Consider the following 26,291-nt stretch of genomic DNA (forward strand, 5'->3'; position numbering starts at 1 on the left):
CACCCGGACCGGGTGCGCGCCCCACATGTGTGTGCGGGTGCTGTTCAGCCGCCGAGCGGCAAACCGTTCGCCGACACGCCCTTGGTGGGCAGGCCGCCGAGCAGGCCGGTGACGGGGGCGGTGACGTCGCCGCCGACGCTCTGCCGGCCCTTGAGGAGCTGTCCGGCCGCATCCTGCGCGGTGGGCAGCGCCGCGCTGACGGAGTCCAGCGCGGTACCGGCGGGCACCGCGGCGGTCGCGGCGTCGACGGGCAGCGCGGGGGCGGCGGAGGCCGAACCGGCGGCGGCAGCGGCAAAAGCGGCACCGAGAGCGGCGACGCCGAGAGTCCTGACAGCAGACTGCTTCATATGAATGTCATCCTTGGGGAAGGGGATGTGAGCGGCTCTGCAACGTAGTCATCCCCTTACCCGCCCCGCAAACATGCGGAGACACGGAAAACGGCCGGGACATTGCCTGCCCCGGCCGTTTCCTTCATCGCTCGATCAGCCGGTCATGGAGGAAGAACCGCTGGTCGTGGCGGTCTGACGGAAAAGCCACTCGGACTTCAGCTCCGCGTATCCCGGCTTGACGACGTCATTGATCATCGCCAGACGTTCATCGAAAGGAATGAATGCTGATTTCATCGCATTGACGGTGAACCACTGCATGTCATCGAGCGTGTATCCGAATGTCTCGGTCAGCCGCTCGAATTCCTGGCTCATGCTCGTACCGCTCATCAGCCGGTTGTCCGTATTCACGGTCGCGCGGAAATGCAGCTTACGGAGCAGACCGATGGGGTGCTCGGCGTAGGACGCGGCCGCACCGGTCTGGAGGTTGGAGGTCGGGCAGAGCTCCAGTGGGATGCGCTTGTCGCGCACGTAGGAGGCCAGCCGGCCCAGGGTCACGCTGCCGTCGTCGGCGATGTCGATGTCGTCGATGATGCGGACCCCGTGGCCGAGCCGGTCGGCGCCGCACCACTGGAGGGCCTGCCAAATCGACGGCAGGCCGAACGCCTCGCCCGCGTGGATCGTGAAGTGGTTGTTCTCGCGCTTGAGGTACTCGAACGCGTCGAGGTGCCGGGTGGGAGGGTAGCCCGCCTCGGCGCCCGCGATGTCGAAGCCGACGACGCCGAGGTCCCGGTAGCGGTTGGCGAGTTCGGCGATCTCCAGGGCGCGGGCGGCGTGCCGCATCGCGGTGAGGAGGGCGCCGACGCGGATGCGGTGGCCGTTGGCGCGGGCGCGGTTCTCGCCCTCGCGGAAGCCCTCGTTGACGGCCTCGACGACCTCTTCGAGGGTCAGGCCGCCTTCCAGGTGCTGCTCGGGGGCGTACCGCACCTCCGCGTAGACGACGCCGTCCTCGGCGAGGTCCTCGGCGCACTCGGCCGCGACCCGGACCAGGGCCTCGCGGGTCTGCATGACGGCGCAGGTGTGGGCGAACGTCTCCAGGTAGCGCTCCAGCGAGCCGGAGTCGGCCGCTTCGCGGAACCAGATGCCCAGCTTGTCGGGCTCCGCCTCCGGCAGGGCGTCGTAGCCCTGGGCGAGGGCGAGATCGACGATCGTGCCGGGGCGCAGGCCGCCGTCGAGATGGTCGTGGAGCAGCACCTTGGGCGCACGCCTGATCTGCTCGGGATTGGGAACATTGAGGGTCTGGCTCGTCATCTGGGCACTCTAGCGCCTACGCGCGTAGAGCGCTGATCGTCGATACGTAACAGAGACCGCGAAGTCGGGTGGAGTACACCCGCGCTTCTGACACTGTTCTGTCATGGCACAGCGCGCACTTCCCCTGCCTGCTGCGAGGCTGGGACGGGCCGTTCTCACGGCCGGAGCACCACCCGAGGTCAGCGGCGTCGCCCTGCTGCTCCCGGACGGAGAAGCGGACTCGCACCGCAGGCCGTCCTCCTTTTCGTACGCGGTCCAGCTGCCGTTCGCCCGGCATCTGGCCCGCGCAGGCCGGCCGGACGGGCTCGCGGTGCATGTCGTGCGGTACCGCTGGCGCGGCTGGAACGCCACGGACGCCGATCTGGCGGCCGACGCGGAGTGGGCGGCGGACGAGGTCGTACGGCGCTACGGCGACGTCCCCGTCTGTCTGGCCGGGCACGGCATGGGTGGCCGGGCGGCACTGCGGGCCGCCGGGCACACCGCGGTCACCTCGGTCCTGGCGATGGCTCCGTGGCTGCCGGACGGGACCGCGGACGAGGCGGAGCCGGTACGGCAGTTGGCGGGGCGGCGGGTGCTGATCGTGCACGGCACCAATGACGAACGCATCGATCCGGAGCTGTCGTTCCGGCTGGCCGAGCGGGCGAAGAAGTCCAACCGGGACATCTGCCGGTTCGAGGTCCACTCGGACGGGCACGCATTGCGGCAGCACCGGGCGGAAGTGGTGGCGCTGGCCGCGGACTTCGTACGCGGGTCGCTGTTCGCGCACTCGTACGCCCGCCCGGTCGCGGACGCACTGGCGGCTCCGCCGCCGCTGGGTCTGCGGATGCCGTTGGCCGCGGGGTTCGGGCGGTCGCTGCGGCACTAGCCGGGGGGTGCGTTGCCCGGGTGCGTCGCATTTCAAGCCCCTCCGGCGCTTGAGGAGCGGGGTCCGGGGCGGAGCCCCGGGGCCCCGGAGGGCGGTCAGTCCGGGAGCAGGTGGCCTCGGCGGGAGAGCAGGAAGTGTTTGAAGGCGGCGACCGGTGGCGTGTCCGGGTGGCCGTCCAGCCACGCGACCCCGATCTCGCGGGCCGCGCGCGGCGCCGTGACGGTGAGCTCGACGACTCCCGGGCGGGCCACCGCCGGTGGTGGCAGCAGCGCCACGCCCAGGCCCGCGGCGACCAGCCCGCGCAGGGTCTCGGCCTCCTCGCCCTCGAACGCGATCCGGGGCTTGAAGCCCGCCTCCGCGCAGAGGTCGTCGGTGATCCGCCGCAGGCCGTAACCCGGTTCGAGGGTGACGAAGGTTTCGTCGGCGGCCTCCGCGAGGCGCACGCGGCGACGGGACGCGAGGCGATGGTCGTCGGGGACGACCAGGCGCAGGCGTTGTTCGTCGAGGCGACGGGCGACGAGGTCCGGGGCGTCCGGGACGGGCGAGGTGAGGCAGAGGTCGAGGCCGCCCGAGCGGAGGCGTTCGATCATCGCCTCGCCGTAGTTCTGGACCAGCTGGAAGCGGACCCGCGGATGGTCGACGCGGAAGGCGCGGATGAGGGCGGGCACGGTCTCGGACCCCATGGTGTGGAGAAAGCCGAAGGCGACCTTGCCCGCGGTCGGGTCGGCGTCCGCCCGTACGGAGTCGGCCGCCTTCTCCACCTCGGTGAGCGCCCGGTCGGCGGAGGTCAGGAACGTACGGCCGGCCGGAGTGAGGGAGACCGTACGGCCCTTGCGGGCGAACAGGGCGACTCCCAGGTCCTGTTCCAGCCTGACCATGGCCCTCGAGAGCGTCGACTGCGGGACGCCGAGCTCGTGCGCGGCACGGGTGACGTGCTCGTGGCGGGCGACCGCCTCGAAGTACGCGAGGCGTGGCGCGAGCACGGCGCGGATGTCTTCTTCGTAACTACTCGGTGACAGCCGGGGCTGTGGCCTGCGTTCATGCACCATGGGAACGATTATGACGACTTCGTGCATTGGACGCATGAAACCTGGCGGCCTACTTTCGACGTATGCCTCCTGCCAGTACCAAGGCGTCCATCCGAACGGTGGACGCCCCCGCACCCCCCTCTTCCCCCGTCGCCACCCAGCGCCTGGAGCCCGGCCGCCCCGGTTACCGCCGGATGAGCTTCGCGCTCTTCGCCGCCGGAGTCGCGACGTTCGCTCTCCTGTACTCCACGCAGGCGCTGCTGCCCGCCGTCTCCGCCGCGTTCGGCGCCACGGCCGGGCAGGCGAGCTGGACGGTCTCCGCAGCGACCGGCGCGCTCGCGCTGTGCGTACTGCCGCTGAGCGCCCTCTCCGAGCGCTTCGGGCGTCGGCAGATGATGACCGCCTCACTGACGGTGGCCGTGCTGGTCGGACTGCTCATCCCCTTCGCCCCGTCCCTCGGCTGGCTGATCGCGCTGCGCGCCGTCCAGGGCGCCGCGCTCGCCGGACTGCCGGCGTCCGCGATGGCGTATCTGGCGGAAGAGGTACGGCCCAAGGCGCTGATCGCCGCGATCGGTCTGTTCGTGGCGGGCAACAGCATCGGCGGCATGAGCGGCCGTATCGTCACCGGCTGGGTGGCCCAGCTGTGGGGGTGGCGGGCGGCGCTCGGTGCGGTCGGGCTGCTCGCGGTGGTCTGTGCGGTCGTCTTCCACTTCATGATTCCGAAGGCCCGTCACTTCACGCCCGGTTCGCTCAACCCGAAGGCCCTGGCCAGGACCGTCGGCACGCACCTCGCCGATCCGCTGCTGCGACGCCTGTACGCGATCGGCGCCCTGTTCATGACGGTGTTCGGAGCGGTCTACACCGTGATCGGCTACCGGCTGGTCGAGGCGCCGTTCAACCTCCCGCAGGGCGTCGTCGGTTCGATCTTCCTGGTCTACCTGGTCGGTACGGTCTCCTCCGCCGCGGCCGGCAAGCTGGTCGGCCGGCTCGGCCGCCGGGGCGCGCTCTATCTGGCCGTCTCCACCACGGCCGCCGGTCTGCTGCTCTCGCTGGCCGACCAGCTGGCGGCCGTACTCCTCGGTCTTGTCCTGATCACGGCGGGCTTCTTCGCCGGGCACGCGGTCGCCTCCTCCTCGGTGAGCCGTACGGCGACGACGGGCCGCGCCCAGGCCTCCGCGCTCTACCAGTCCGCGTACTACCTGGGCTCCAGCGCGGGCGGCACCCTCGGGGCGGTCGCCTTCCACGCCGGGGGCTGGGCCGGGACCGTGGCGCTGGGACTGTTCGCGGTCCTCGGCGTCGTATCGATCACGCTGTACGGGACACGGGTGGCACGGGCCGAACGGCGCCGGACCCTACCGGCGATCGCGCTACCCAACTGAGACCTTCGCGCGTACAACCGGCACTCCCCTTCGCGCGTCTAGCAGGCGGTATCAACGCACTGCGCGCGAAGGGGAGTTGGCGCACATGGGAGTCATAGGAGACATTCGGAGCATACGGATACGGCGGGGCGTGGCCCTGTCCGTCGCCGGTCTGATGGCGGCACCGGCCCTCGTTCTGAGCACGGGCACGTCCGCGCAGGCGGCGTCCTGCACGACATCCACCGGGCCGTACCAGAAGAAGGTCGAGAAGTTCCTGGGCCGCCCGGTCGACGGCAGGCAGTCGGTCACCGACTGCAAGGCCACCCGGGCCTTCCAGGCGAAGCACGGCATCACCCCGACCATCGGATACGCCGGGCCGATCACCTGGCGCACGATGAACACGATGCTCGCGCAGAAGGCGGCCGGGAAGAACCCCAACAAGGCCAAGAAGTGCCCCACCAACAAGGGGCGCATCGCGTGCGTGGACCTGACCAGGCAGCTCAGCTGGATCCAGGACGGCTCGAAGCTGAAGTACGGCCCGGTGCCGGTACGGACGGGACGCAACGGCGCGGAGACGCGTACCGGTCCGAGCAAGGTCTACTGGCGCACCATCAAGCACTGGTCGACGATCTACCACGTGTGGATGCCGTACTCCCAGTTCTTCGACGGCGGCCAGGCGTTCCACTCCGTCACCAAGAGCATGTACAACCCGCCCGGCTCCGGTGGCTGCGTCAACATGCGGGGCAAGGACGCGAAGGCATACTGGAATCTGCTGCGCAACGGCGACGACGTCTACGTGTACGGACGCAAACCCGGAACGTGAGCGGCTTCCGCGCTTCCCGCCCGATTGTCAGTGGCCTGCGGTAGCTTCCACAGTGCTGAGTGAGTGGTGTCACAGCGCAACAGGGGTGGAGCAATGAGTGATCTGACCGTGACGGCCGATATCGACAGCCGTCTGGAGGGACACCGGGTCGAGCTGACCGGCTACTGCTACCGGATGCTCGGCTCGGCCTTCGAGGCCGAGGACGCGGTCCAGGACACTCTGGTGCGTGCCTGGCGCAACTTCGACAAGTTCGAGGGACGTTCCTCGCTGCGTTCCTGGCTGTACCGCATCGCGACCAATGTCTGCCTTGACATGCTGAACGCGGGCAACAAGCGGGCCAGACCGGTGGATCTGACCGGGCCGACGCCGCTGGCGCAGGCCGCGCTCAACCCGCTGCCGGAGAACGCCTGGCTGGAGCCGATGCCGGACGGCCGCATCCTGCCGTCGGTGGCCGATCCGGCGGAGGCCGCCGTGGCCCGCGAGTCGGTGCGGCTGGCCTTCGTCGCCGCGCTCCAGCATCTGCCGCCCAAGCAGCGGGCCGTGCTCATCCTGCGTGAGGTGCTGGCCTGGAAGGCGAGCGAGGTCGCCGAGCTGCTCGAGACCTCGGTCGCCTCGGTCAACAGCGCCCTCCAGCGGGCGCGGGCGACGCTCACGGAGACGGAGGGGCGGGCCCCGGACACGGCGAACCGGCTCAACGAGGAGCAGCGCAAGCTCCTTGAGCGGTACGTGGCGGCCTTCGAGGGGTACGACATGGCGGCGCTTACCGCGCTGCTCCACGAGGATGCCGTGATGACCATGCCGCCGTTCGACCTCTGGCTCCAGGGGCACGACGACATCACCGGCTTCATGCTCTCCTTCGGTGCGAGCTGCGCGGGTTCGCGGCTGGTGGCGACCGAGGCCAACGGGACCCCGGCGTTCGCGCACTACAAGCCGAATCCGGACGGTCCCGGGTTCGTGCCGTGGGCGGTGCAGGTCATCGATATCGAGGACGGGGCGATCACCGGGATGCACTGCTTCCTGGACACACCCCGCTGGTTCCCGCTGTTCGGACTGCCGGATCACCTCGACGCCGATCCGGCGTGAGAATCCGCCGGCCGGCCGTCGCCGTCTGGGTCCTGCTGGTGGCGGCCGGCCGGACAGGCCCTGGGGCCTGACGCACTGGCTGGACGAACCCGCCGCCACCGCAGGGCCCGGACCGGCCCGGGCCCCGGGCTCCGCCGCCAACCCCGCCCCGGGGCCGCAGCCCGAGGGCGGCCCGTGCGACGCGGCCTTCCGGGCCGCTCGGCCACCTTCTCCCTCCCCGTATCCGTCCCCGTCCCCGACTGTGTCCGCGTGGCCTTCCCCGTCGTACGGGCACGGTCCGGGGAGCGAGGCCGGGGCCGCGACGGCACGTGTGTACGACTGCGCGGTGGCCCGCTGAGGCGGACCGCCCGGCGCGGGGCCGGCCTTTCTCGGCCAGGTCCCGCGTCCGCGTCAGGCCGGGTCCCGCGCCGGGTCCCGGTCCCCCATGCCGACGGCGCCGGCCAGTCCGACCAGGTCCAGCAGGGACCGGAGTTCGGGCGGGACGTTGCGCAGCCGTAGCTCCCGGCCGCCTGCCCTGCGCGCGATCAGCCCCAGCCGGGCCACCGCCTCGACCAGGGCCAGGTCAGGACGTACGACTCCGCCCACGTCGCAGTCCACCGCGGTGACGGGCCCGGAGGTGTCCCCCGTGGGGCCGTACAGCAGCTTCTCCAGCTCGGCGCAGAGTCGCGGCACGTCGGCCCTGGTGACGCGGCCGGACACGACGAGCTCTATCGGGGTCATGGCATCCACATGAGAAAGACCGGCGCGGCGGCCGAAACTCATCGGAGTCCGGTGCGGGGAGCTCCGGAGGCGACCACCACACCCCTGTCGTCGGTGGGCGCGAAGCGCTCCTTTTCCGCCAACTCCGGACTCATGAGCCACTTTTGTGAACCCAGCGGCGTCTTTCCCCCTCTTGAATCTTGAACCGGTGGCACTGGCAGTCACACAGCTGCCCCGGACCTGCGGTTCCCAGGAACCACTTCATTCTCCAGGGGGAGAGTTGAGCAGACACGTCAAGAGCGCGTGCGTATCGACCATCGCCGCGGCGGCCGCCGTGGCACTCGCGGCCGGGATGACCACCCCGGCCGCGGCACAGACGGACCGCGTCCCCGCGAGGGGCGAGCGGGCCGCTGCCGCGCATCACCTCACTCTCATCACCGGCGACCGCGTCCAGGTGGACGCCAAGGGCCGGATCGTGGGATTCGAGCCCGCGAAGGGCCGCGAGCACATACCCGTGCAGAAGCAGGTACGCGGCGGGCACACGCTCGTCGTGCCCGCCGACGCGCGCCGGCTGATCTCGTCCGGCAAGCTCGACCAGCGGCTGTTCGACGTCACGGAGCTGAACCGGCCGGAGAACCGGCGGGCCCAGCACAAGGGCATCCGCCTGATCGTCGGCTACCGGGGCGCCCAGGCAGCCGCGGCGAAGGCCGAAGTGGGTGACGCCGGTGGCACGACCGTCGGCCGCACCCTGAAGTCGCTGAACGCCCAGTCGCTGACCACGCCGAAGGCCGACGCCCCCGACATCTGGCAGGCGCTCACCGACACGTCCGCGGGCGGCGACCGGCGCACCGCGGCGGCGGGCATCGACCGGGTCTGGCTGGACGGTGTCCGCCGGGCGAGCCTCGACAAGAGCGTCGCGCAGATCGGTGCGCCGACGGCCTGGGAGGCCGGTTACACCGGCAAGGGCGTCAAGATCGCTGTCCTGGACACCGGCGTGGACGCCACCCACGCCGACCTCAAGGACCAGGTCCTCGCGCAGAAGAACTTCTCCGACGCCGCCGACGCCGTGGACCGCTTCGGCCACGGTACGCACGTGGCGTCGATCGCCGCCGGTACGGGCGCCGCATCGGGCGGCACGTTCAAGGGCGTGGCTCCCGACGCCAAGCTGCTGAACGGCAAGGTGCTCGACGACGACGGTTACGGCAACGACTCCGGCATCCTGGCAGGCATGGAGTGGGCGGCCGCGGAGGGCGCCGACATCGTCAACCTGAGCCTCGGTGGCGGGGACACTCCCGAGATCGATCCCCTTGAGGCGGCGGTCAACAAGCTGTCGGCCGAGAAGGGCATCCTGTTCGCCATCGCGGCGGGCAACGAGGGCGAGGGCGGGGCCTCCACCGTCGGCTCCCCGGGCAGCGCGGACGCCGCGCTGACCGTCGGCGCGGTCGACGACAAGGACGTGCTGGCGCCGTTCTCCAGCCGTGGCCCGCGCATCGGCGACGGCGCGATCAAGCCCGATGTGACGGCCCCCGGAGTGGACATCACGGCCGCCGCGGCGCCCGGCTCCGTCATCGACAAGGAGGTCGGCCAGAAGCCGCCGGGCTACCTGACCATCTCCGGTACGTCGATGGCGACACCGCACGTCGCGGGCGCCGCCGCCCTGCTGAAGCAGCAGCACCCCGCGTGGAAGTACACGGAGCTGAAGGGTGCGCTGACGACCTCTTCAAAGCCTGGCGCGTACACCCCGTTCGAGCAGGGTTCCGGCCGGATCGCCGTCGACGAGGCGCTCGGTCAGACGATCGTCGCGGACCCGGTGTCGGTCAGCTTCGGGATGCAGCAGTGGCCGCACACCGATGACACCCCGGTCGCCAAGAAGGTGACGTACCGCAACCTCGGTACGACGGACGTCACCCTCGATCTGGCCGTGACGGGGACCGGCCCGAAGGGCAAGCCCGCTCCGGCCGGATTCTTCACCCTGGGCGCGTCGCAGGTCACCGTCCCCGCGGGCGGCACCGCCGATGTGGCGCTGACGGCCGACACCCGGCTGGGCTCCACGGTGAACGGCACTTACTCCGCGTACCTCGTGGGCACCGGCGGCGGGCAGACGGTCCGGACGGCGGCGGCGGTCGAGCGCGAGATCGAGTCGTACGACGTGAAGGTCACCTACATCGGCCGCGACGGCAAGCCGGCCCCGTACGCCGACAGCGACCTCTTCGGCATCGCGGGCGCCACCGAGGGCGTGTGGGCCTCCCCGCAGAACACCAAGGGCACCGCCTCGGTCCGGGTCCCCAAGGGGGCGTACTCGCTGAACGCCAACCTGTACGTGGACCCGGACGACTCCACCAAGGGCGTCGACTGGCTCGTGCAGCCGAAGCTCGACGTGAACAAAAAGACGGCCGTCACCCTCGACGCGCGCAAGGCGAAGGCAGTGAACATCACGCTGCCCGAGAAGTCGGTGACTTCCCTGCTGATGGCGCCGGACTACACCATCAAGTCCACGTCCAACTCCTATACGTTCGGCTGGTACCTGGACACGTACAAGAACTTCCGGACCGCGCACGTCGGTCCGAAGGTCACCGACGGTTCGCTCGCCCAGCACTGGCTGGGCAGCTGGTCCAAGGGTGCGTCCGCCGAGTACGACGTCGCGCTCGGCGGCCAGGCCAAGCAGTTCGCCACCGGCTACGCACGCAAGCTCACGGCCGGCCAGTTCGCCAAGGTGAAGATCGCCATGGGCGCCCCGGCGCCTAAGAAGACCGGAGAGATCACGGCCTGGGGCACCCTCCCCAGCATGAGCAGCGGCACGGCCACATCGACGACTCAGAAGCTCCCCGGCACCCGCACGGTCTTCGTCTCGACCGCCGACAAGGCCCGGTGGAACTTCGACTTCTCGCAGCTCGGCGGAGCCGACGAGGACGGCTTGCCGGTGTACGAGTCGCAGTACTCGCTCGGTGGCCCGCGGGCGTACGCGGGCGGCAAGACGTACACGAAGGCCGTCAACACGGCGGTGTTCGGGCCGCTGTTGGACGACACCTACGGCATCTACCGCACGGACAACGAGATCACCGGCCTGGTGCCGCTCCTCGCCGACGGCAACGGGAACGCCGGGTCGTCCGAACTGACCTCGGTCAAGACGGTCCTGTACCGCAACGGCAAGAAGTTCGCCCAGAACAACGACGCGCTGTACGGCGACACGCCGTTCGCTGTGCCGTCCGGTGCCGCCGACTACACGCTGAAGACCTCGGTGCGGCGCAGCGCCAAGATCGGTGCGGCCTCCACCCGGATCGACGCGGGCTGGACGTTCCGGTCCAAGAAGACGAGCGGCGCCAAGCTTCCGGCGTCCATGGTGCGCTTCACGCCCGCCGTGGGTCCGGACAGCAAGGTGGCGGCGGGCAGGGCCGCTTCCGTACCGGTCCAGGTGCAGGGTTCGGCTGCGGGCAAGAACCTGAAGTCGCTGAAGGTGTACGTCAGTTACAACGCCGGGAAGACCTGGAAGAAGGTCACGGTGAAGAAGGACAGGATCTCCGTGAAGAACCCCGCGAAGGGCAAGTCGATCTCCTTCGCGGCCAAGGTCACGGACAAGAAGGGCAACCTGTCGACGGTGGCCATCTACGACGCCTACTACGGCAAGTAGGACCGCCCACCGCATGACAGCGGCCCGCCCGGACGATCTCCTCGTCCGGGCGGGCCGTTCGCGTGCTGTGCCGTTACGCGATGCGCTCGCGTACCACCGGGGTCGGCGTGAACTCCGTGCCGGCGGGGGCGATGTCGTAGGCATCCGGCAGGGCCTTCAGCGCGTACTCGAACTTCTCCGGGGTGTCCGTGTGCAGCGTCAGCAGGGGCTGGCCCGCCGTGACGCTGTCGCCGGGCTTGGCGTGCATTTCGACGCCCGCGCCCGCCTGCACCGGGTCCTCCTTGCGGGCGCGGCCCGCTCCGAGGCGCCAGGCGGCGACGCCGATGTCGTACGCGTCGAGGCGGGTCAGTACGCCGGAGGAGCGCGCGGTCACCACGTGCTGCTCGCGGGCGACCGGCAGCTTCGCGTCCGGGTCGCCGCCCTGGGCAGAGATCATGCGGCGCCAGACGTCCATCGCGGAGCCGTCGGCGAGGGCCTTCTCCGGGTCGGCGTCCTTGAGGCCCGCCGCGTCCAGCATCTCCCGGGCGAGGGCGAGGGTCAGGTCGATGACGTCCCGGGGGCCGCCGCCTGCCAGGACCTCGACGGATTCCCGTACCTCCATGGCGTTGCCCGCGGTCAGTCCGAGCGGGGTCGCCATGTCGGTGAGCAGGGCGACGGTGCGTACGCCGCTGTCGGTGCCCAGCGCGACCATGGTGGAGGCCAGTTCCCGGGCGTCCTCGATGGTCTTCATGAAGGCGCCGGAGCCGACCTTGACGTCCAGGACCAGTGCTCCGGTGCCCTCGGCGATCTTCTTCGACATGATCGAGCTGGCGATGAGCGGGATCGCCTCGACGGTGCCGGTGACGTCGCGGAGCGCGTACAGCTTCTTGTCGGCGGGGGCGAGGCCGTCACCGGCCGCGCAGATCACCGCGCCCGTGCTGTCCAGGACGCTCAGCATCTCCTCGTTGGAGAGGTGTGCGCGCCAGCCGGGGATGGACTCCAGCTTGTCGAGGGTGCCGCCGGTGTGGCCGAGCCCGCGGCCGCTGAGCTGCGGCACGGCCGCGCCGCAGGCCGCGACGAGCGGGGCCAGCGGCAGCGTGATCTTGTCGCCGACGCCACCGGTGGAGTGCTTGTCGGTGGTGGGGCGGGAGAGTGCGGCGAAGTTCATCCGCTCGCCGGAGGCGATCATCGCGGCGGTCCAGCGGGCGATCTCGGTGCGATTCATGCCGTTCAGCAGGATCGCCATGGCCAGCGCGGACATCTGCTCGTCGGCGACCTCGCCGCGGGTGTACGCGTCGATGACCCAGTCGATCTGTTCGGGTGTCAGCTCGCCGCGGTCCCGCTTCGTGCGGATGACGGAGATGGCGTCCATGGGCGGGGAGTCCTTCCGGCCGGGTGCGTACGCAGGAGTCCGATTGACTCTACGCGCATAGAGGTTTGATCGAACCCCGGGCGAACCCGAAAACGGGCCCGCCCGGTGTGCGAGGAGAGACGAGAGGCCCTAGGGTCTTTCGTTTGGATCAGGCCGGGCTCGCGAGGTCTGGCCTGATCCAGACGAGAGGCCCTAGGCCAGGTGCTGGGGTCCGAAGGCCTGCGGCAGCATCTCGTCCATCGTACGGAGACCGTCCGGGGTCTCCAGGAGGAGCTCCGGCCCGCCGAACTCGTACAGCAGCTGCCTGCACCTGCCGCACGGGACCAGGATCGCGCCCGTCCCGTCCACGCAGGTGAAGTGGGTCAGCCGGCCGCCGCCGGTGGCGTGCAGCTGGGAGACCAGTCCGCATTCGGCGCAGAGCCCGATGCCGTACGAGGCGTTCTCGACGTTGCAGCCGACGATCGTACGGCCGTCGTCGACGAGGGCCGCGACGCCGACCGGGTAGCCCGAGTACGGCGCGTACGCACGGGACATGGCGTCCCGGGCGGCCGTGCGCAGGGCCTCCCAGTCGACGTCCGCGGCGGCCGTCACTTGCCCTGGCCCTTGCGGTAGCGCATGCCGTCCGCCTTCGGCATCCGCAGCCGCTGCGCGGAGAGCGAGAGCACGAGGAGCGTGACGACGTACGGCGTGGCGCTCACGAACTCGGTCGGCACCGTGTCCGTGGTGAGGTACCAGACCAGCACGAGGGCGGCGATCGCGGCGCTGATCACGCCCGGCACATAGCTCTTGCGGTAGAGCTTCCAGGCCGCGATGCCCGCCAGCATGACCACCAGGAGCAGCAGCAGCGCGTGGACGGACTCGCCGCCCTGGCGCAGCTGGAGCGCGTCGGCGAAGCCGAACAGGCCCGCGCCCATGGCGAGTCCGCCGGGCCGCCAGTTACCGAAGATCATCGCGGCGAGACCGATGTATCCGCGGCCGCCGGTCTGGCCCTCGTTGTAGATGTGCGAGGTGACCAGCGACAGGAACGCGCCGCCGAGCCCGGCGAGACCGCCGGAGGCGATCACGGCGATGTACTTGTAGAAGTAGACGTTGACACCGAGCGACTCGGCGGCCATCGGGTTCTCACCGCAGGAGCGCAGCCGCAGACCGAACGAGGTCTTCCACAGGACGAAGAACGTGCCGACGAACAGCGCCGCGGCGACCAGGGTCAGCAGCGACACACCGGTGACCAGGCCGCCGAGGATGCCGGCCACGTCGGAGACGAAGAACCAGTGGTGCGTCTCGATCGAGTGCAGCCAGTCGGAGAGGCCCGGGACCGTCACGGTCGTGATCTCCTCGGCCGGAGGCGACTGCTTGGGGCTGCCGCCCTTCGCCGCGGCCTCACCGGAGTTGAACCAGAGCTTGGCGAAGTAGGTGGTGAAGCCGAGCGCCAGGATGTTGATGGCGATACCGGAGATGATGTGGTCGACGCCGAAGGTGACGGTGGCGAACGCGTGCAGCAGCCCGCCGAGCATGCCGCCGACGACACCGGCCAGTACGCCGATCCAGGGGTTGGTCTGCCAGCCGGCCCAGGCACCGAAGAAGGTGCCGAGGATCATCATTCCCTCGAGGCCGATGTTGACCACACCGGCCCGCTCGGACCAGAGGCCGCCGAGACCCGCGAGGCCGATCGGCACGGCCATCGCGAGGGCGGCACTGATCTGGCCCGCCGAAGTGACGTCCTGGGCGCCGGTGATGGCGCGTACCGCGGACAGCGCGAGCAGCCCGCCCGCGATGATCAGGAGGATGACGGGGAACGAGAAGCGCTTGCGCCCGCCCTTGCCACCGGAAACCTTGGGGGCTGCGGGCGGCGGGGTGGAAGTCGCCGTGACGGTCACGCCGACACCTCCTGCTGGTCGGAGTTACGGGCCTGTGCGGCGAGTTCCGCGCCGACCTTGCTCTGCTGGCGCTTGAGGCCGTAGCGGCGGACGACTTCGTAGGCGATGACGACGCACAGGACGATGACGCCCTGGATGACGCCGACGATCTCCTTGTCGTACCCCTCGAACTCGAGCTTTCCTGTGCCGCGTTCGAGGAAGGCCCACAGGAGCGCACCGAGGGCGATGCCGACCGGGTTGTTACGGCCGAGGAGTGCGATGGCGATACCGGTGAAGCCGATGCCGACCGGGAAGTCGCCGCTGTACTCGTAACTGTCGTTGAGCAGCGTCGGCATACCGATCAGGCCGGCCATCGCGCCGGAGATGAGCATCGACGTGACGACCATCTTCTTCACGTCGACACCGCTGGCCTCGGCGGCCGAGCCGGACTGGCCGACGGTACGCAGGTCGAAGCCGAACCGGGTGCGCGAGAGCGCGAACCAGAAGGCGACGCCCGCGACGACCGCGACGACGATGAAGCCCCAGACCGGGGTGGGTGTGGTCGGGAACTCGAAGAAGTGCGAGGACTCCGGGATCGGAGTGGTCGAGATCTTCGTGCCGGCCTCGTCGAGGTGACCGAGCCGGCCCTGCTGGAGCAGATAGCCGATGATCGCCGTCGCGATGGCGTTCAGCATGATCGTCGAGACGACCTCGCTGACGCCCCGGGTGACCTTCAGGACACCGGCGATACCGGCCCACATCGCGCCGACGATCATCGCGGTGAGGATGATCAGCGGGATCTGGAGGGCGCCCGGCAGGGTCAGCGCGCCGCCGAGGGCGGCGGCGAAGAAGGCGGCGAGGCGGTACTGGCCGTCGACACCGATGTTGAACAGGTTCATCCGGAAGCCGATGGCGACCGCGAGACCCGCGAGGTAGTAGGTCGTGCCCTTGTTCAGGATGTAGACCTGGCTGTCCGACTTCAGTCCGTACTCGAACATGATGCCGAAGGCGTTGAACGGTTCCTTGCCCGTCGCGGCCAGGACCAGCGCGGTCACCAGGAACGCGACCACGATCGCGAGCAGCGGGGCCGCGATCCCCAGGAGCAGCCGCTCCTTGTCGAACTTCTTCATCGGTCCTCTCCCCCGTCGGGGTCGTTCACGGGGCGGGTGTCGTCCGCACCGGGTTCGGCGGGTGTGCCGTCCCCGGCCGGGGCTTCCAGGTGTCCGCTCGCCGCGCCGGTCATGGCGGAGCCGAGCTCCTCGGGGGTGACCGTCGCCGGGTCGGCGTCGGCGACCAGCCGGCCGCGGTACATCACGCGCAGGGTGTCGGAGAGCCCGATCAGCTCGTCGAGGTCGGCGGAGATGAGCAGCACCGCCAGGCCCTCACGGCGCGCTTCGCGGATCTGGTCCCAGATCTGCGCCTGCGCGCCGACGTCCACACCACGGGTGGGGTGGGCGGCGATCAGCAGCTTGGGGCTGTGGCTCATCTCGCGGCCGACGATCAGCTTCTGCTGGTTGCCGCCGGAGAGCGAGGCCGCGGTGACCTCGATGCCGGGGGTACGGACGTCGTACTCGCGCACGATCCGCTCGGTGTCGGCGCGTGCGGCCTTCAGGTCGAGCAGGGCGCCCTTGCTGTTGGGGCGTTCGGTGACGTGGCCGAGGATGCGGTTCTCCCAGAGGGGGGCCTCCAGGAGCAGACCGTGCCGGTGGCGGTCCTCGGGGATGACGGCCATGCCGCCCTCGCGGCGCTTGCGCGTGGCGGCGTGGGAGATGTCCGCGCCGTCCAGCGAGAGGGCGCCGGTGTCGAGGGTGCGCATGCCCATGATGGCGTCGACCAGTTCGGACTGGCCGTTGCCCTCGACGCCCGCGATGCCCAGCACTTCACCCTTGTGGATGGTGAAGGCGATGCCGTCGAGCACGGCGCGCACCACCCCGTCCGGGTCGGTGGCGGTCAGCCGCAGATCGTCGACGGTCAGCATGGGTACGTCGGTGACCGTGGACTCGCGGGTCTCCGGCGAGGGCAGCTCGCTGCCGACCATCAGCTCGGCGAGCTGCTTGGTCGTGGTGTGCGCAGGGTCGGCGGTGCCCACCGTCGTACCGCGCCTGATGACGGTGATCTCGTCGGCCACGGAGAGCACCTCACCCAGCTTGTGCGAGATGAAGATGACGGTGAGGCCCTCGGCCTTGAGCTCGCGGAGGTTGTCGAAGAGCGCGTCGACCTCCTGCGGCACGAGGACGGCGGTCGGCTCGTCGAGGATCAGGGTGCGCGCGCCGCGGTAGAGGACCTTGAGGATCTCCACACGCTGGCGGTCGGCGACCCCGAGGTCCTCGACCATGGCGTCCGGGCGGATGCCGAGGCCGTACGCCGTGGAGATCTCCTTGATCTTGGCGCGGGCCCGGTCCCCGATGCCGTACAGCTTCTCGGAGCCGAGTACGACGTTCTCCAGGACGGTCAGATAGTCGGCGAGCATGAAGTGCTGGTGCACCATGCCGATGCCGCGGTCGATGGCGTCACCGGGGTTGCTGAACGAGACCTGCTCGCCGTCCACCGCGATGGTGCCCTCGTCCGGCTTCTGCATGCCGTAAAGGATCTTCATCAGGGTCGACTTGCCGGCGCCGTTCTCGCCGACGAGGGCGTGCACGGTACCGCGGTTCACGGTGATGTCGATGTCGTGGTTGGCCACGACACCGGGGAATCGCTTGGTGATGCCGCGGAGCTCGACGGCATGAGGACTGCTGGACGCTTTGATGGCGCACTCTCCTTGGCAGGAGCGGAGGGCGGAGGCGGGGGATGGGTACGTCGGCGGAATCAGGACGGGGGCGGTGCGGGAGGGGCGGTGCGGGGGGCGTGGCGAAAAATACCGTGCCCGGCGGACGCTACGCGCGTAGCGCCACCGAATCGTTGGCCGCCTGGCGGCAGGTGGCGGAGGAGACGCCCGCAGCGCGCCCTCCGTACGCGAATCGGGGCCCGGAGCAACGGCCGAAGCCGCTCCACCGGGCCCCGAATCAGCGGGCAGGTCAGAGGGTGGTCTTGACCTTGATGTCGCCGTCGACGATCTTCTTCTTCGCCTCGTCGAGCTGCGCCTGGATGTCCTTGAGGTGGTCACCCGTAGTGGTCAGGCTGACGCCGTTCTTGGCGAGGGAGTACGTCTGCGTGCCGGTCAGCGGCTTGCCGTCCTTGACGGACTTGGCCAGGTCGTAGACACCGGCGTCGACGTTCTTGACGACCGAGGTCATGATCGTGGACGCGTACTTCGACAGGGCCGGGTCCTTGGCCTGGTCGGAGTCGACGCCGATGGACCAGGCGCCCGGCTTGGCCGCGACGGCCTCGATGGAACCGGCGCCGGAGCCGCCCGCAGCGGCGAAGATGACGTCCGCGCCCTTGTCGATCATGCCCTTGGCAGCGGCCTTGCCCTTGTCGGGGCTGCCGAAGCCGGACAGGTCCGAGCCCGTGGTCAGGTACTGGATCTGCACCTTGGCCTTGGGGTTCGTGTCCAGGACGCCCTGCTGGAAGCCCGCGGCGAACTTCTTGATCAGCGGAAGGTCGACGCCGCCGATGAAGCCGATCTGGCCGTCCTTGGACTTGAGCGCCGCCGCGACACCGGCGAGGTAGGAACCCTGCTCCTCGGTGAAGACGATGTTGGCGACGTTCTTCGCCTCGGCGACCGAGTCGACCAGGCCGAAGGTGACGTCCGGGTACTCGGGCGCGATCTTGTCGACCGCGTCCTTGTACGCGAAGCCCACCGCGATCACCGGGTTGAAGCCGCCCTCGGCGAGAGACTGCAGACGCGTCTCCCGGTCGGCAGGGGTCTCACCGCTCTTGGCGGTGAGCTCCTTGGTCTCGGCACCGAACTCGGCCTTGGCCTTGTCCAGGCCGCGGGCCGCGGAGTCGTTGAACGAGTTGTCGCCACGGCCGCCGACGTCGTAGGCCATGCCGATCTTCATCTGGTCCTTGTCGGAACCAGTGTCCCCCGTGGAGGAGTCGCCACACGCGGTGGCGGTGAAGGCGAGGGCCGCGGTGACAGTACACGCGGCAGCAAACTTGGATACCCGGCGCAAGGGAAGGCTCCTTCAAACCTGACCGAAGCGCCTCTTCCGGCGCTGGTTTCGCCGCGATCGTAACGCGCGTAGATGTCAGATAAGGACCCGTACGGAAGCCGTTATCGGATCGTCGCGAACAGGAGGTGACCTGTCCGGTTACGTGCGGTTGCCATCGAGCAACGCGGCTGCCGTGAAGAGCTCCACTCCCACCGTGATCGCCTCCTCGTCCGCGTCGAAGTTTCCGCGGTGCAGGTCGAGGCCGCGCGTGTCGCCCGCAGTACGTACCCCGAGCCGTGCCATCGCACCCGGAACGTGCTCCAGATACCAGGAGAAGTCCTCGCCGCCAAGGCTCTGTTCGGTGTCCTCGATCGCATACGAACCCCGTCGTTCCGTCATCGCGGCGCCCAGCAGATCGACCACCGACGCGTCGTTCACGACGGGCGGCACGCCGCGCACGTACTCGATCACGGTCTTGGCCCCGTACATTCCGGCCACCTCGTCGATCGCCGCGTGCACCAGGTCGGGCGCCTCGCGCCAGGCCGCCAGATCCAGACAGCGAACCGTTCCGGACATCTCGGCGTGTTGCGGGATCACATTGCAGGCATGTCCGGTCTCCAGCCGTCCCCAGGTCACGGCGAGCCCGGAGCGCGCGTCCACCCGGCGGGCGAGCAGCGCGGGCACCTCGGTGGCCACCTTGGCGGCGGCGGTGACCAGGTCGGTGGTCAGGTGCGGCCGGGCGGTGTGCCCGCCGGGCCCGTCGAGGGAGACCTCCAGCCGGTCGCAGGCGGAGGTGATCGCCCCGGCCCGGAGCCCGATCCTGCCGACGTCGACCCGCGGATCGCAGTGCACGCCGATGATCCGCCCGACGCCTTCCAGGACCCCGTCCCCGATCGCGTCGGTCGCGCCGCCGGGCAGCACCTCCTCGGCCGGCTGGAAGATCAGCCGGACGGCGTTCGGCAGAAGCCCCTGGCGGTCGAGCCCGGCCAGCACGAGGCCGGCGCCGAGGACGGTGGCGGTGTGGATGTCGTGCCCGCAGGCATGCGCCCGGTCGGGCACGGTGGACCGGTAGGACACGCCCGCCTTGGTGTCCGGGATGGGCAGCGCGTCGATGTCGGCGCGCAGCGCCAGCATGGGCCGTACGCCGTCCCAAGTACCGACGTCGCACACCAGGCCGGTCCCGGTGTCCAGCACCTGCGGCGCGAGCCCGGCCGCCTCCAGCCGGGCCTTGATGGCGGCGGTGGTACGGAACTCCTGGTTGCCGAGCTCGGGGTGCATGTGCAGATCACGCCGGAACGCGATCAGCTCCAGCCGGAGCTCGTCGGACAGAGCACCGGGCAGGGCACCGGGATGGGCCGCTCCCCCGGGCAGCTCGGCATCGGAGTCGGACGCGCGGGACTTCAACTGGTTCACCTGTTGAAGGGTAGAGCCCCTGCCCCCTCAACTGACCACAGATCAACAAAACTTCAGCCGCATAGAGGAACAAAAATTGGCTCGGCGGCGTGTGGCGTGAGATGGGGGTGGGTAAGCTCATCCATCACTCTTGGAGGGCGCCGCGGAATCCGCAGCGCCATCGACAGGCACATCACGCCCTTAAGCCACCCACTGGCTCAACTGTCGCCAAATATTCTGAGCCATTGGCACAATCCAGCCGAATGAAGTGATGCCACAAGAGGGCCAACGGACCGCCTCACCCCGCCCCGCCGCGCCGCGTCCGAGAGCGCCCTGCGCCCATGCACGTCACGCGGGCGAGCGGGACTATGGAGGGAGAAGGATGTTGAGGTGGGTGGATGTCATCGACACCTGAACAGGCGAGGGCTCGTCCCAACATACCGCCGCCTGCAGGTCAGGGTGCGCCTTTGGACGCGGCCAACGACGCGTCTGCGGTGGTGAACGATGTCGGCAGGATCGTGGCGTGGACCCGAGGGGCGGAAGAAACCCTCGGATACCCCGCGGCGGAAGCGATCGGCCAGTCCGCCGCGATGCTGCTGGCCGACCCGGGCGACCGGTTCCGGGCGACGGGAATCGCCGAGCACTGTCGCACCGGCGCAGGGTGGAGCGGGCTGATACAGGCCCGCCATCACGACGGCCGTCGCATCGAATTGACGCTGCGGGTGTCCGCGTCGTTCCACCTGGGCGGGGACGACTGCTATCTGGTCTCGGGGCGCGAACAGAGATCGCAATGGAGCATGGGGCAGTCCGGGGTGGACTGGTTCTTGACCCGGTCGCCCGTCGGCATGGCGGTCATGGACACGGAGCTGCGCTACGTCTGGATCAACGACACCCTGGAACGCTTCGGCGGGGTGCCCCGTGAGCAGCGATTGGGCAAGCGTCTGAGCGAGCTGCTGCCCGGGCTGCAGGCCGAGACCCTCGAAGAAGTGATGCGCAAGGTACTGCGGACCGGTATGGCGGTCGCCGACTACGAGTATTTGGGCTGGAGTTGGGCGGACCCGCACCGACAGCACGCCTACTCGACGTCCTTCTTCCCGCTGGTCGATGCCCAGGACGCCGTGACGGGCGTCTGCTACATGGTTCTCGACGTCACCGACCGGTGGAACGCCCGTCAGCTGCTGTCCATGGTCAATGAGGCCGGAGCCTGCGTGGGCAGCACCTTGGACGTCATGACGACGGCCCAGGAACTGGCCGATTTCGCCGTACCGCGGTTCGCCGACTTCGTCGTCGTCGACCTTCTGGAGCCGGTCCTCAGCACGCAAGGACACGGGACGTGGCTGTCCGATGCGGGACCGGCGGCTGCGCGGCCCCTCATGCGCCGGGCGGGAATGAGCTCCGTCCGGGAAGGCTGCCCGGAGGCGGTTGCCCGGGTAGGTGACCGGGTGGACTTCCTCCCTCCTCCGCGGGACGTCGGCCTCCTCGTCAACGGCGAACCGGTCCTCATACCGGTAATCGACCCGGACCATCCCGAGTGGACGGTGCAAGAACCCGCCAGGGCCTCGAGAATCCGCGAGTTCGGAATGCACTCCCTCATCTCCGTGCCGATGCGGGCGCGGGACACCATCCTGGGCCTGACCACATTCACCCGCTCGCAGAACCCCGCCTCCTTCGATCCGGACGACGCCCTGCTGGCCCGGGAAGTCGTCGCACGCGCGGCCGTCTGCGTCGACAACGCACGCCGCTACACCCGCGAACACAACGCGACCCTGACACTCCAGCACAACCTGCTGCCCCACATCTTGGAGGGCGGCACCGCCGTGGACGTCGCCTCCATGTACCTGCCGGCCGACGCCAAGGACGGCGTGGGCGGAGACTGGTTCGACGTCATCCCCCTGTCCGGCGCCCGCGTCGGCCTGGTCATCGGCGACGTGGTCGGGCACGGCATCAGCGCGGCCGCGACCATGGGCCGACTACGCACCGCGGTCCAGACACTCGCCGTCATGAACCTGCCCCCCGACGAGCTGCTGGCCCACCTGGACGACCTCGTGATCCGCCTCGGTGAGGAGGAACCCGACGACGCAACAGCCGACCAGAACCATATGAGCGTCATCGGGGCAACCTGCCTGTACGCCATCTACGACCCGGTCACGCAACGCTGCGAACTCGCCCGGGCCGGCCACCCCCCGCCGGTCGTCGTCACTCCCGACGGAGACGTCAGCTTCCTGGAACTGCCCCCCGGTCCACCGCTCGGCCTGGGCGGACTGCCCTTCGAGGCGATCGAGATCGAGCTCGCCGAGAACAGCCTGATCGGCCTGTACACCGACGGCCTCATCGAGGCGGGCGACCAGGACATCGACCGCGGAATGGCGCGCCTGGGCAGCGCCCTGGCCGAGCAACACGTCCCGCTCGAGATGCTCTGCGTCAACGCCGTGGGAGAACTGCCCGACGCCCCTCAAACCGACGACGTCGCGCTGCTGCTCGCCCGCACGCACGCCCTCACCACCGACAATGTCGCTTCATGGGACGTGGCCTGTGACCCCGCGGCCGTCGCGGGCGCCCGTGCCCTGGCCACCCGCCAACTCGAGGAATGGGGCCTGGACGAGCTGGCCATGACGACCGAACTCATCGTCAGTGAACTGGTCACCAACGCGATCCGCTACGCCCCCGGACACGTACGACTGCGACTGCTGCGCGAAGCCCGCCTGATCTGCGAGGTCACGGACACCAGCAGCACCTCTCCCCGGCTCCGGCACGCCCGGACCACCGACGAAGGAGGTCGCGGCCTCTTCCTCGTGGCCCAGCTCGCCCACCGCTGGGGCACCCGGTACACACGCGAGGGAAAGATCATCTGGGCGGAGCAGAACAATCCGTAGTGGGCACAGGGCGAGGCGAGGTAGGGGGCAGCGGTTCTCGCCCTCGGTAAACAGCGTCACGAGATTCCTGATCGTCGCGGTCGAGGCCGATGGGTTCAATCCGGCCATGCCCCGGCCCGTGGACGCCGAGCAGACCCTGCTCTCCGCGTCCCCGTACGTCGACAGCTGGGGGCGCGGGCGCACCATCCAGAACACCAGTCTCTGTGAGAACGGCGAGGGCACGCTCGTCTTCGTTGCAGGGACCTTCCACTGGCCGCTCGCGCTCAATGAGCCCGAGCACCTCAACCCGCAGGTGCAGCGGGCCACTCGTAATCTGCTGAGTCGCATGCTGGAGCCCCGCGACTGAGGCCGTCGTTCTCTCAGGCCTCCCCCAACGCCGTCGAGGTGACGCGCCACGGTGCCAGGCGCTGGACGTCGCGGGCTGTCTCCGTGACGCCGCTCAGGAAGCCCTGGGCGCGGGGTGAGGCCGATTCGCGGAGCCATTCCGGGGCGATGTCGCAGACCGCGACCTTCACTCCCGTGCCCGCCAGGGCCAGGGGCAGGGTGTGGACCACCGTGGACGGGAAGCTCAGGACCGTGTGGCCGATGGGGCCGCGGCGGGCGATGAGTTCCAGGGGGAGGTCCGGGCGGACGATCTCCAGGCCGGTGGCGGCTTCCAGGGCGTGCAGCTTCTCCGCGGACTCGCGGCGGTGCGCGAAGTAGCGGGTGGCGTTGTGGGTGCGGGCCAGGGCGAGGACCGCCTCCTGGTACGGGACCGGGTCGACCACACCCGTCTCGACCAGGGAGGTGCCGACCAGGTCGGCGCCGCGGGTGATCAGGGGCGGGCCGAAGCGCGCCCGGGTCCAGGCGAACTCGTTCGGGGTCACCACGATGCCGGGCGGAGCCTCGACCGGCATCGCGGTGAACACCTCGACCGTGTGGGTCGCCGAAGGGGTGAAGCGGCGGCGGGCGACCGCCGTGACCGGGGCCAGCACCAGTTCGCGCGGGCCGTTGCTACCACCCCTGCGGTGCCAGCGCACGAGGCGTTCGCCCCGGGCCAGCTGGGCCACGAACTCCATGGTGGCCGTGCCGTCGTCGACCACCGTGAGGCGCCGGGCGCGGACCATCGTGAGGAGGAGCTGTACGTAGCGGGAGAACGGGTCGCCGATAACGACGTGCTCGGCCCGGCGGACGAGGCCCGCCAGGGCGCGCAGGGTCTTCAGAGGCGCGCCGGCGTCGCCGCGCGCCTCCTGCCATCGGACGGCGATGCCCTCGTCGCGGGCCAGCTCTGCCATCCGGCGCAGCTGACCGCGCGACATCGGGTCGACCGGGGGGAGGACGACGACCGTGGTGGTGGTCGCGTCGGGTCCTCCCCTTACGTGGGTCCACTCCAGGACGTTCAGGAGCTGGACCGGGCTCTCGACGAAGGCGAGGTTCACCGGTCGGCGCTCAGACCGCGACCGGCTCGGCGGACGCGTCGCTCTCGGCGACGACGCCCGTGACCCGGCGGAGCTTCTTCATCGGGCCGAGCTCCGACTCGTACACCTTCTTGACGCCGTCACCGAGGGAGGCCTCGATGGTGCGGATGTCGCGGACCAGGCGGGTCAGGCCCTGCGGCTCGACGGAGGCGGCCTGGTCGGAGCCCCACATGGCGCGGTCGAGGGTGATGTGACGCTCGACGAACGCGGCGCCGAGGGCGACGGCGGCCAGCGTGGTCTGGAGGCCCGTCTCGTGGCCGCTGTAGCCGATCGGGACGTTGGGGTACTCCTGCTGGAGGGTGTTGATCACCCGGAGGTTGAGCTCCTCCGCCTTCGCCGGGTACGTCGAGGTGGCGTGGCAGAGCAGGATGTTGTCCGAGCCCAGGACCTCCACCGCGTGGCGGATCTGGCGCGGGGTCGACATGCCCGTGGAGAGGATGATCGTGCGGCCGGTCGCGCGGAGGGCGCGCAGCAGCTCGTCGTCGGTGAGGGAGGCGGACGCCACCTTGTGGGCGGGGACGTCGAACTTCTCCAGGAAGGCGACGGCCTCGGTGTCCCACGGGGAGGCGAACCAGTCGATGCCGCGCTTGGCGCAGTGCTCGGCGATCGTGCGGTACTCGTCCTCGCCGAACTCGACGCGGTGGCGGTAGTCGATGTACGTCATCCGGCCCCAGGGGGTGTCGCGCTCGATGTCCCACTGGTCGCGCGGGGTGCAGATCTCCGGGGTGCGCTTCTGGAACTTGACGGCGTCGCAGCCGGCTTCGGCGGCCACGTCGATCAGAGCGAGGGCGTTGTCGAGGTCACCGTTGTGGTTGATGCCGATCTCACCGGTGATGTAGACGGGGCGGCCGGGGCCCGCGGTGCGGGTGCCGAGCGTGCGCAGACGGGAGGCGTTGCTCATGGTGGTGCGTTCCTTACTTGGTGGGGGTGGAGACGGGGGTGGTGGATACAGGGGTGGTGGTGAGGGTGGGGCCCAGGAGCCAGGCCGCGATCTCGCGGATGGCGCCGAAGCCGCCGGGGGTGGTCGTGACGGCGCGCGCCGCGGCGCGTACCGAGTCGTGGGCACTGGCGACGGCGACGGGCCAGCCCGCGAGGCCGAAGCAGGGCAGGTCGTTGACGTCGTTGCCGACGTAGAGGACGCGCTCGGGGGCGATGGACTGCTCCTCGCACCACTGCTTGAGCGCCTCGTCCTTGCGGTCGATGCCGTGCAGGACGGGGATCTTGAGCTTGCGGGCGCGGGCGGCGACGACAGGGTTCTGTTCCGTGGAGAGGATCAGCAGCGGCAGGCCCGCCTTGCGCATGGCCGCGATGCCCAGGCCGTCGCCCCGGTGGACGGCGACCGTTTCGCGTCCGTCGGAGTCGATGAAGACCCGGTCGTCGGTCTGTGTGCCGTCGAAGTCGAGGACGACGGCGTCGATGTCCTCGCGGGTCGGCAGCGGTGAGGGGTCCAGGAGCGGCGCGAGGGCGCGGGCGCGGGCCAGGTCGTGCGGGTCGTCGATCTCCAGCACGCGGGCCGGGTCGGTGCGCACCAGCGCGGTGTGGCCGAAGAAGCGGTGGCGGTGGGTACGGAAGCCCGCCACGTTCATGGCGTACGCGGCGCCGGTCTCCAGCAGGTCCTGCGGGCGGTCCTGACGGCGGGGGCGTACGGCCTTGTCGTGGTTGACGCCGTAGGTGTCGTCCTCCACCGCGTGGCCGTCGCGCCAGACGAAGCCGTGGAAGGGGGCGACGGTGACCGCGGTGTCGGCGCCTTCGTGGGCGACCGCAGCGGCGACGCCGTCGATGTCCTCGCGGGTGACGAAGGGGCTGGTGCACTGCACCAGGAGCACCACGTCCGCGGTCCGGCCGGGCAGTTCCTCGTAGGTGTCGAGCGCGTGCAGGACTGCGGCCTCGCTGGTCGCGGTGTCCCCGGCGATGGCCTCGGGGCGCTGTACGCAGTGCAGCCGGTCGGCTTCGCCGAGCGCGGCGGCCGCTTCGGTGGCCGCTTCCGCGATGGCCGGGTCGTCGGTGGTGACGACGACGTCGGTGACCTCGGTGGAGCCGAGGCAGGCGCGTACGGCACGGGCGACCAGGGGGACGCCGCCGACCTGGGCGAGGTTCTTGGCGGGGACACCCTTGGATCCGCCGCGGGCGGGGATCACTGCGAGCACGGTGGGCGGCGGCGTCGGGGCCGGGGTCGGTGTCACAGAAACTCCTGAAGTGGTGGT

Annotated in this window: 21 protein-coding genes; 7 read left to right on the forward strand and 14 right to left on the reverse strand. The window is 70.0% G+C overall.

Translation table 11 applies throughout. The features are described from left to right. Positions 1-44: 44 nt before the first annotated feature. Both ACFT7S_RS25525 and ACFT7S_RS25530 read right to left on the reverse strand, forming a co-directional pair. Positions 45-347, reverse strand: coding sequence for a hypothetical protein (locus ACFT7S_RS25525; RefSeq protein ID WP_382735624.1), 303 nt, complete (start codon positions 345-347; stop codon positions 45-47). Between the two features lie 135 nt (positions 348-482). Continuing rightward, entirely contained in the window at positions 483-1,637 is a 1,155-nt protein-coding gene (locus ACFT7S_RS25530) for an adenosine deaminase (protein WP_382735626.1), read from the reverse strand. Between the two features lie 103 nt (positions 1,638-1,740). Here ACFT7S_RS25530 and ACFT7S_RS25535 point away from each other — a divergent pair, with 103 nt between their 5' ends. Next, positions 1,741-2,502, forward strand: a complete 762-nt coding sequence (locus tag ACFT7S_RS25535; protein WP_382735628.1) for an alpha/beta hydrolase — start codon at positions 1,741-1,743, stop codon at positions 2,500-2,502. A gap of 95 nt (positions 2,503-2,597) precedes the next feature. On the opposite strand, the gene ACFT7S_RS25540 is transcribed toward ACFT7S_RS25535, so the two are convergent. After that, positions 2,598-3,551 (reverse strand): LysR family transcriptional regulator, encoded by a 954-nt coding sequence (locus tag ACFT7S_RS25540; RefSeq protein ID WP_382735630.1) that lies wholly within the window; start codon positions 3,549-3,551, stop codon positions 2,598-2,600. Between the two features lie 62 nt (positions 3,552-3,613). On the opposite strand from ACFT7S_RS25540, the gene ACFT7S_RS25545 reads away from it, so the two are divergent. From ACFT7S_RS25545 to ACFT7S_RS25555, 3 genes are all read left to right on the forward strand, one after another. Beyond that, on the forward strand, positions 3,614-4,909 hold the full coding sequence (locus tag ACFT7S_RS25545) for an MFS transporter (protein WP_382735631.1): 1,296 nt from the start codon (positions 3,614-3,616) through the stop codon (positions 4,907-4,909). 85 nt (positions 4,910-4,994) lie between these two features. Continuing rightward, entirely contained in the window at positions 4,995-5,711 is a 717-nt protein-coding gene (locus ACFT7S_RS25550) for a L,D-transpeptidase (protein WP_382735633.1), read from the forward strand. 93 nt (positions 5,712-5,804) lie between these two features. Then, entirely contained in the window at positions 5,805-6,794 is a 990-nt protein-coding gene (locus tag ACFT7S_RS25555; protein ID WP_382735635.1) for a sigma-70 family RNA polymerase sigma factor, read from the forward strand. Between the two features lie 390 nt (positions 6,795-7,184). Here the strand turns inward: ACFT7S_RS25555 and ACFT7S_RS25560 are convergent, their stop codons facing one another. Next, positions 7,185-7,556, reverse strand: a complete 372-nt coding sequence (locus ACFT7S_RS25560; protein WP_382735637.1) for an STAS domain-containing protein — start codon at positions 7,554-7,556, stop codon at positions 7,185-7,187. A 289-nt stretch (positions 7,557-7,845) separates the two neighbouring features. On the opposite strand from ACFT7S_RS25560, the gene ACFT7S_RS25565 reads away from it, so the two are divergent. Then, positions 7,846-11,121, forward strand: a complete 3,276-nt coding sequence (locus ACFT7S_RS25565) for a S8 family serine peptidase (protein WP_382735810.1) — start codon at positions 7,846-7,848, stop codon at positions 11,119-11,121. A 73-nt stretch (positions 11,122-11,194) separates the two neighbouring features. Here the strand turns inward: ACFT7S_RS25565 and ACFT7S_RS25570 are convergent, their stop codons facing one another. The 7 genes from ACFT7S_RS25570 to ACFT7S_RS25600 all read right to left on the reverse strand — a co-directional run bounded on the left by ACFT7S_RS25570 (position 11,195) and on the right by ACFT7S_RS25600 (position 19,769). Beyond that, positions 11,195-12,472, reverse strand: a complete 1,278-nt coding sequence (locus ACFT7S_RS25570; RefSeq protein WP_382735639.1) for a thymidine phosphorylase — start codon at positions 12,470-12,472, stop codon at positions 11,195-11,197. A gap of 192 nt (positions 12,473-12,664) precedes the next feature. Further along, positions 12,665-13,063, reverse strand: coding sequence for a cytidine deaminase (locus ACFT7S_RS25575; RefSeq protein WP_382735641.1), 399 nt, complete (start codon positions 13,061-13,063; stop codon positions 12,665-12,667). Next, on the reverse strand, positions 13,060-14,349 hold the full coding sequence (locus tag ACFT7S_RS25580) for an ABC transporter permease (RefSeq protein WP_382735643.1): 1,290 nt from the start codon (positions 14,347-14,349) through the stop codon (positions 13,060-13,062). Before ACFT7S_RS25580 ends, ACFT7S_RS25575 begins: the two co-directional genes overlap by 4 nt. Beyond that, positions 14,346-15,458 (reverse strand): ABC transporter permease, encoded by a 1,113-nt coding sequence (locus ACFT7S_RS25585; protein WP_382735645.1) that lies wholly within the window; start codon positions 15,456-15,458, stop codon positions 14,346-14,348. Before ACFT7S_RS25585 ends, ACFT7S_RS25580 begins: the two co-directional genes overlap by 4 nt. Beyond that, a complete protein-coding gene (locus ACFT7S_RS25590) occupies positions 15,455-17,077 on the reverse strand; it encodes an ABC transporter ATP-binding protein (RefSeq protein ID WP_382735812.1) in 1,623 nt (540 codons plus the stop codon). Before ACFT7S_RS25590 ends, ACFT7S_RS25585 begins: the two co-directional genes overlap by 4 nt. Positions 17,078-17,345: 268 nt before the next feature. Further along, positions 17,346-18,386, reverse strand: a complete 1,041-nt coding sequence (locus tag ACFT7S_RS25595) for a BMP family protein (RefSeq protein WP_382735647.1) — start codon at positions 18,384-18,386, stop codon at positions 17,346-17,348. Positions 18,387-18,524: 138 nt separating this feature from the next. After that, entirely contained in the window at positions 18,525-19,769 is a 1,245-nt protein-coding gene (locus ACFT7S_RS25600; protein ID WP_382735814.1) for an amidohydrolase, read from the reverse strand. Between the two features lie 386 nt (positions 19,770-20,155). Here ACFT7S_RS25600 and ACFT7S_RS25605 point away from each other — a divergent pair, with 386 nt between their 5' ends. Continuing rightward, positions 20,156-22,630: a SpoIIE family protein phosphatase gene (locus ACFT7S_RS25605; RefSeq protein WP_382735649.1), complete on the forward strand. Its 2,475-nt coding sequence runs from the start codon at positions 20,156-20,158 to the stop codon at positions 22,628-22,630. 70 nt (positions 22,631-22,700) lie between these two features. After that, positions 22,701-22,976 (forward strand): N,N-dimethylformamidase beta subunit family domain-containing protein, encoded by a 276-nt coding sequence (locus tag ACFT7S_RS25610; RefSeq protein WP_382735816.1) that lies wholly within the window; start codon positions 22,701-22,703, stop codon positions 22,974-22,976. 13 nt (positions 22,977-22,989) lie between these two features. Here the strand turns inward: ACFT7S_RS25610 and ACFT7S_RS25615 are convergent, their stop codons facing one another. The 3 genes from ACFT7S_RS25615 to ACFT7S_RS25625 are packed head-to-tail and all read right to left on the reverse strand — an operon-like array spanning position 22,990 to position 26,270. Further along, on the reverse strand, positions 22,990-24,048 hold the full coding sequence (locus ACFT7S_RS25615) for a hypothetical protein (RefSeq protein ID WP_382735651.1): 1,059 nt from the start codon (positions 24,046-24,048) through the stop codon (positions 22,990-22,992). Between the two features lie 10 nt (positions 24,049-24,058). Beyond that, positions 24,059-24,988: an N-acetylneuraminate synthase family protein gene (locus tag ACFT7S_RS25620; protein WP_382735653.1), complete on the reverse strand. Its 930-nt coding sequence runs from the start codon at positions 24,986-24,988 to the stop codon at positions 24,059-24,061. A 13-nt stretch (positions 24,989-25,001) separates the two neighbouring features. After that, complete coding sequence (locus tag ACFT7S_RS25625; protein ID WP_382735654.1) at positions 25,002-26,270, reverse strand: cytidylyltransferase domain-containing protein; 1,269 nt, start codon at positions 26,268-26,270, stop codon at positions 25,002-25,004. Positions 26,271-26,291: the final 21 nt, after the last annotated feature.

Origin of the sequence: Streptomyces sp. NPDC057136 (assembly GCF_042670885.1) — a bacterium.
Taxonomy (GTDB): Bacteria; Actinomycetota; Actinomycetes; order Streptomycetales; family Streptomycetaceae; genus Streptomyces.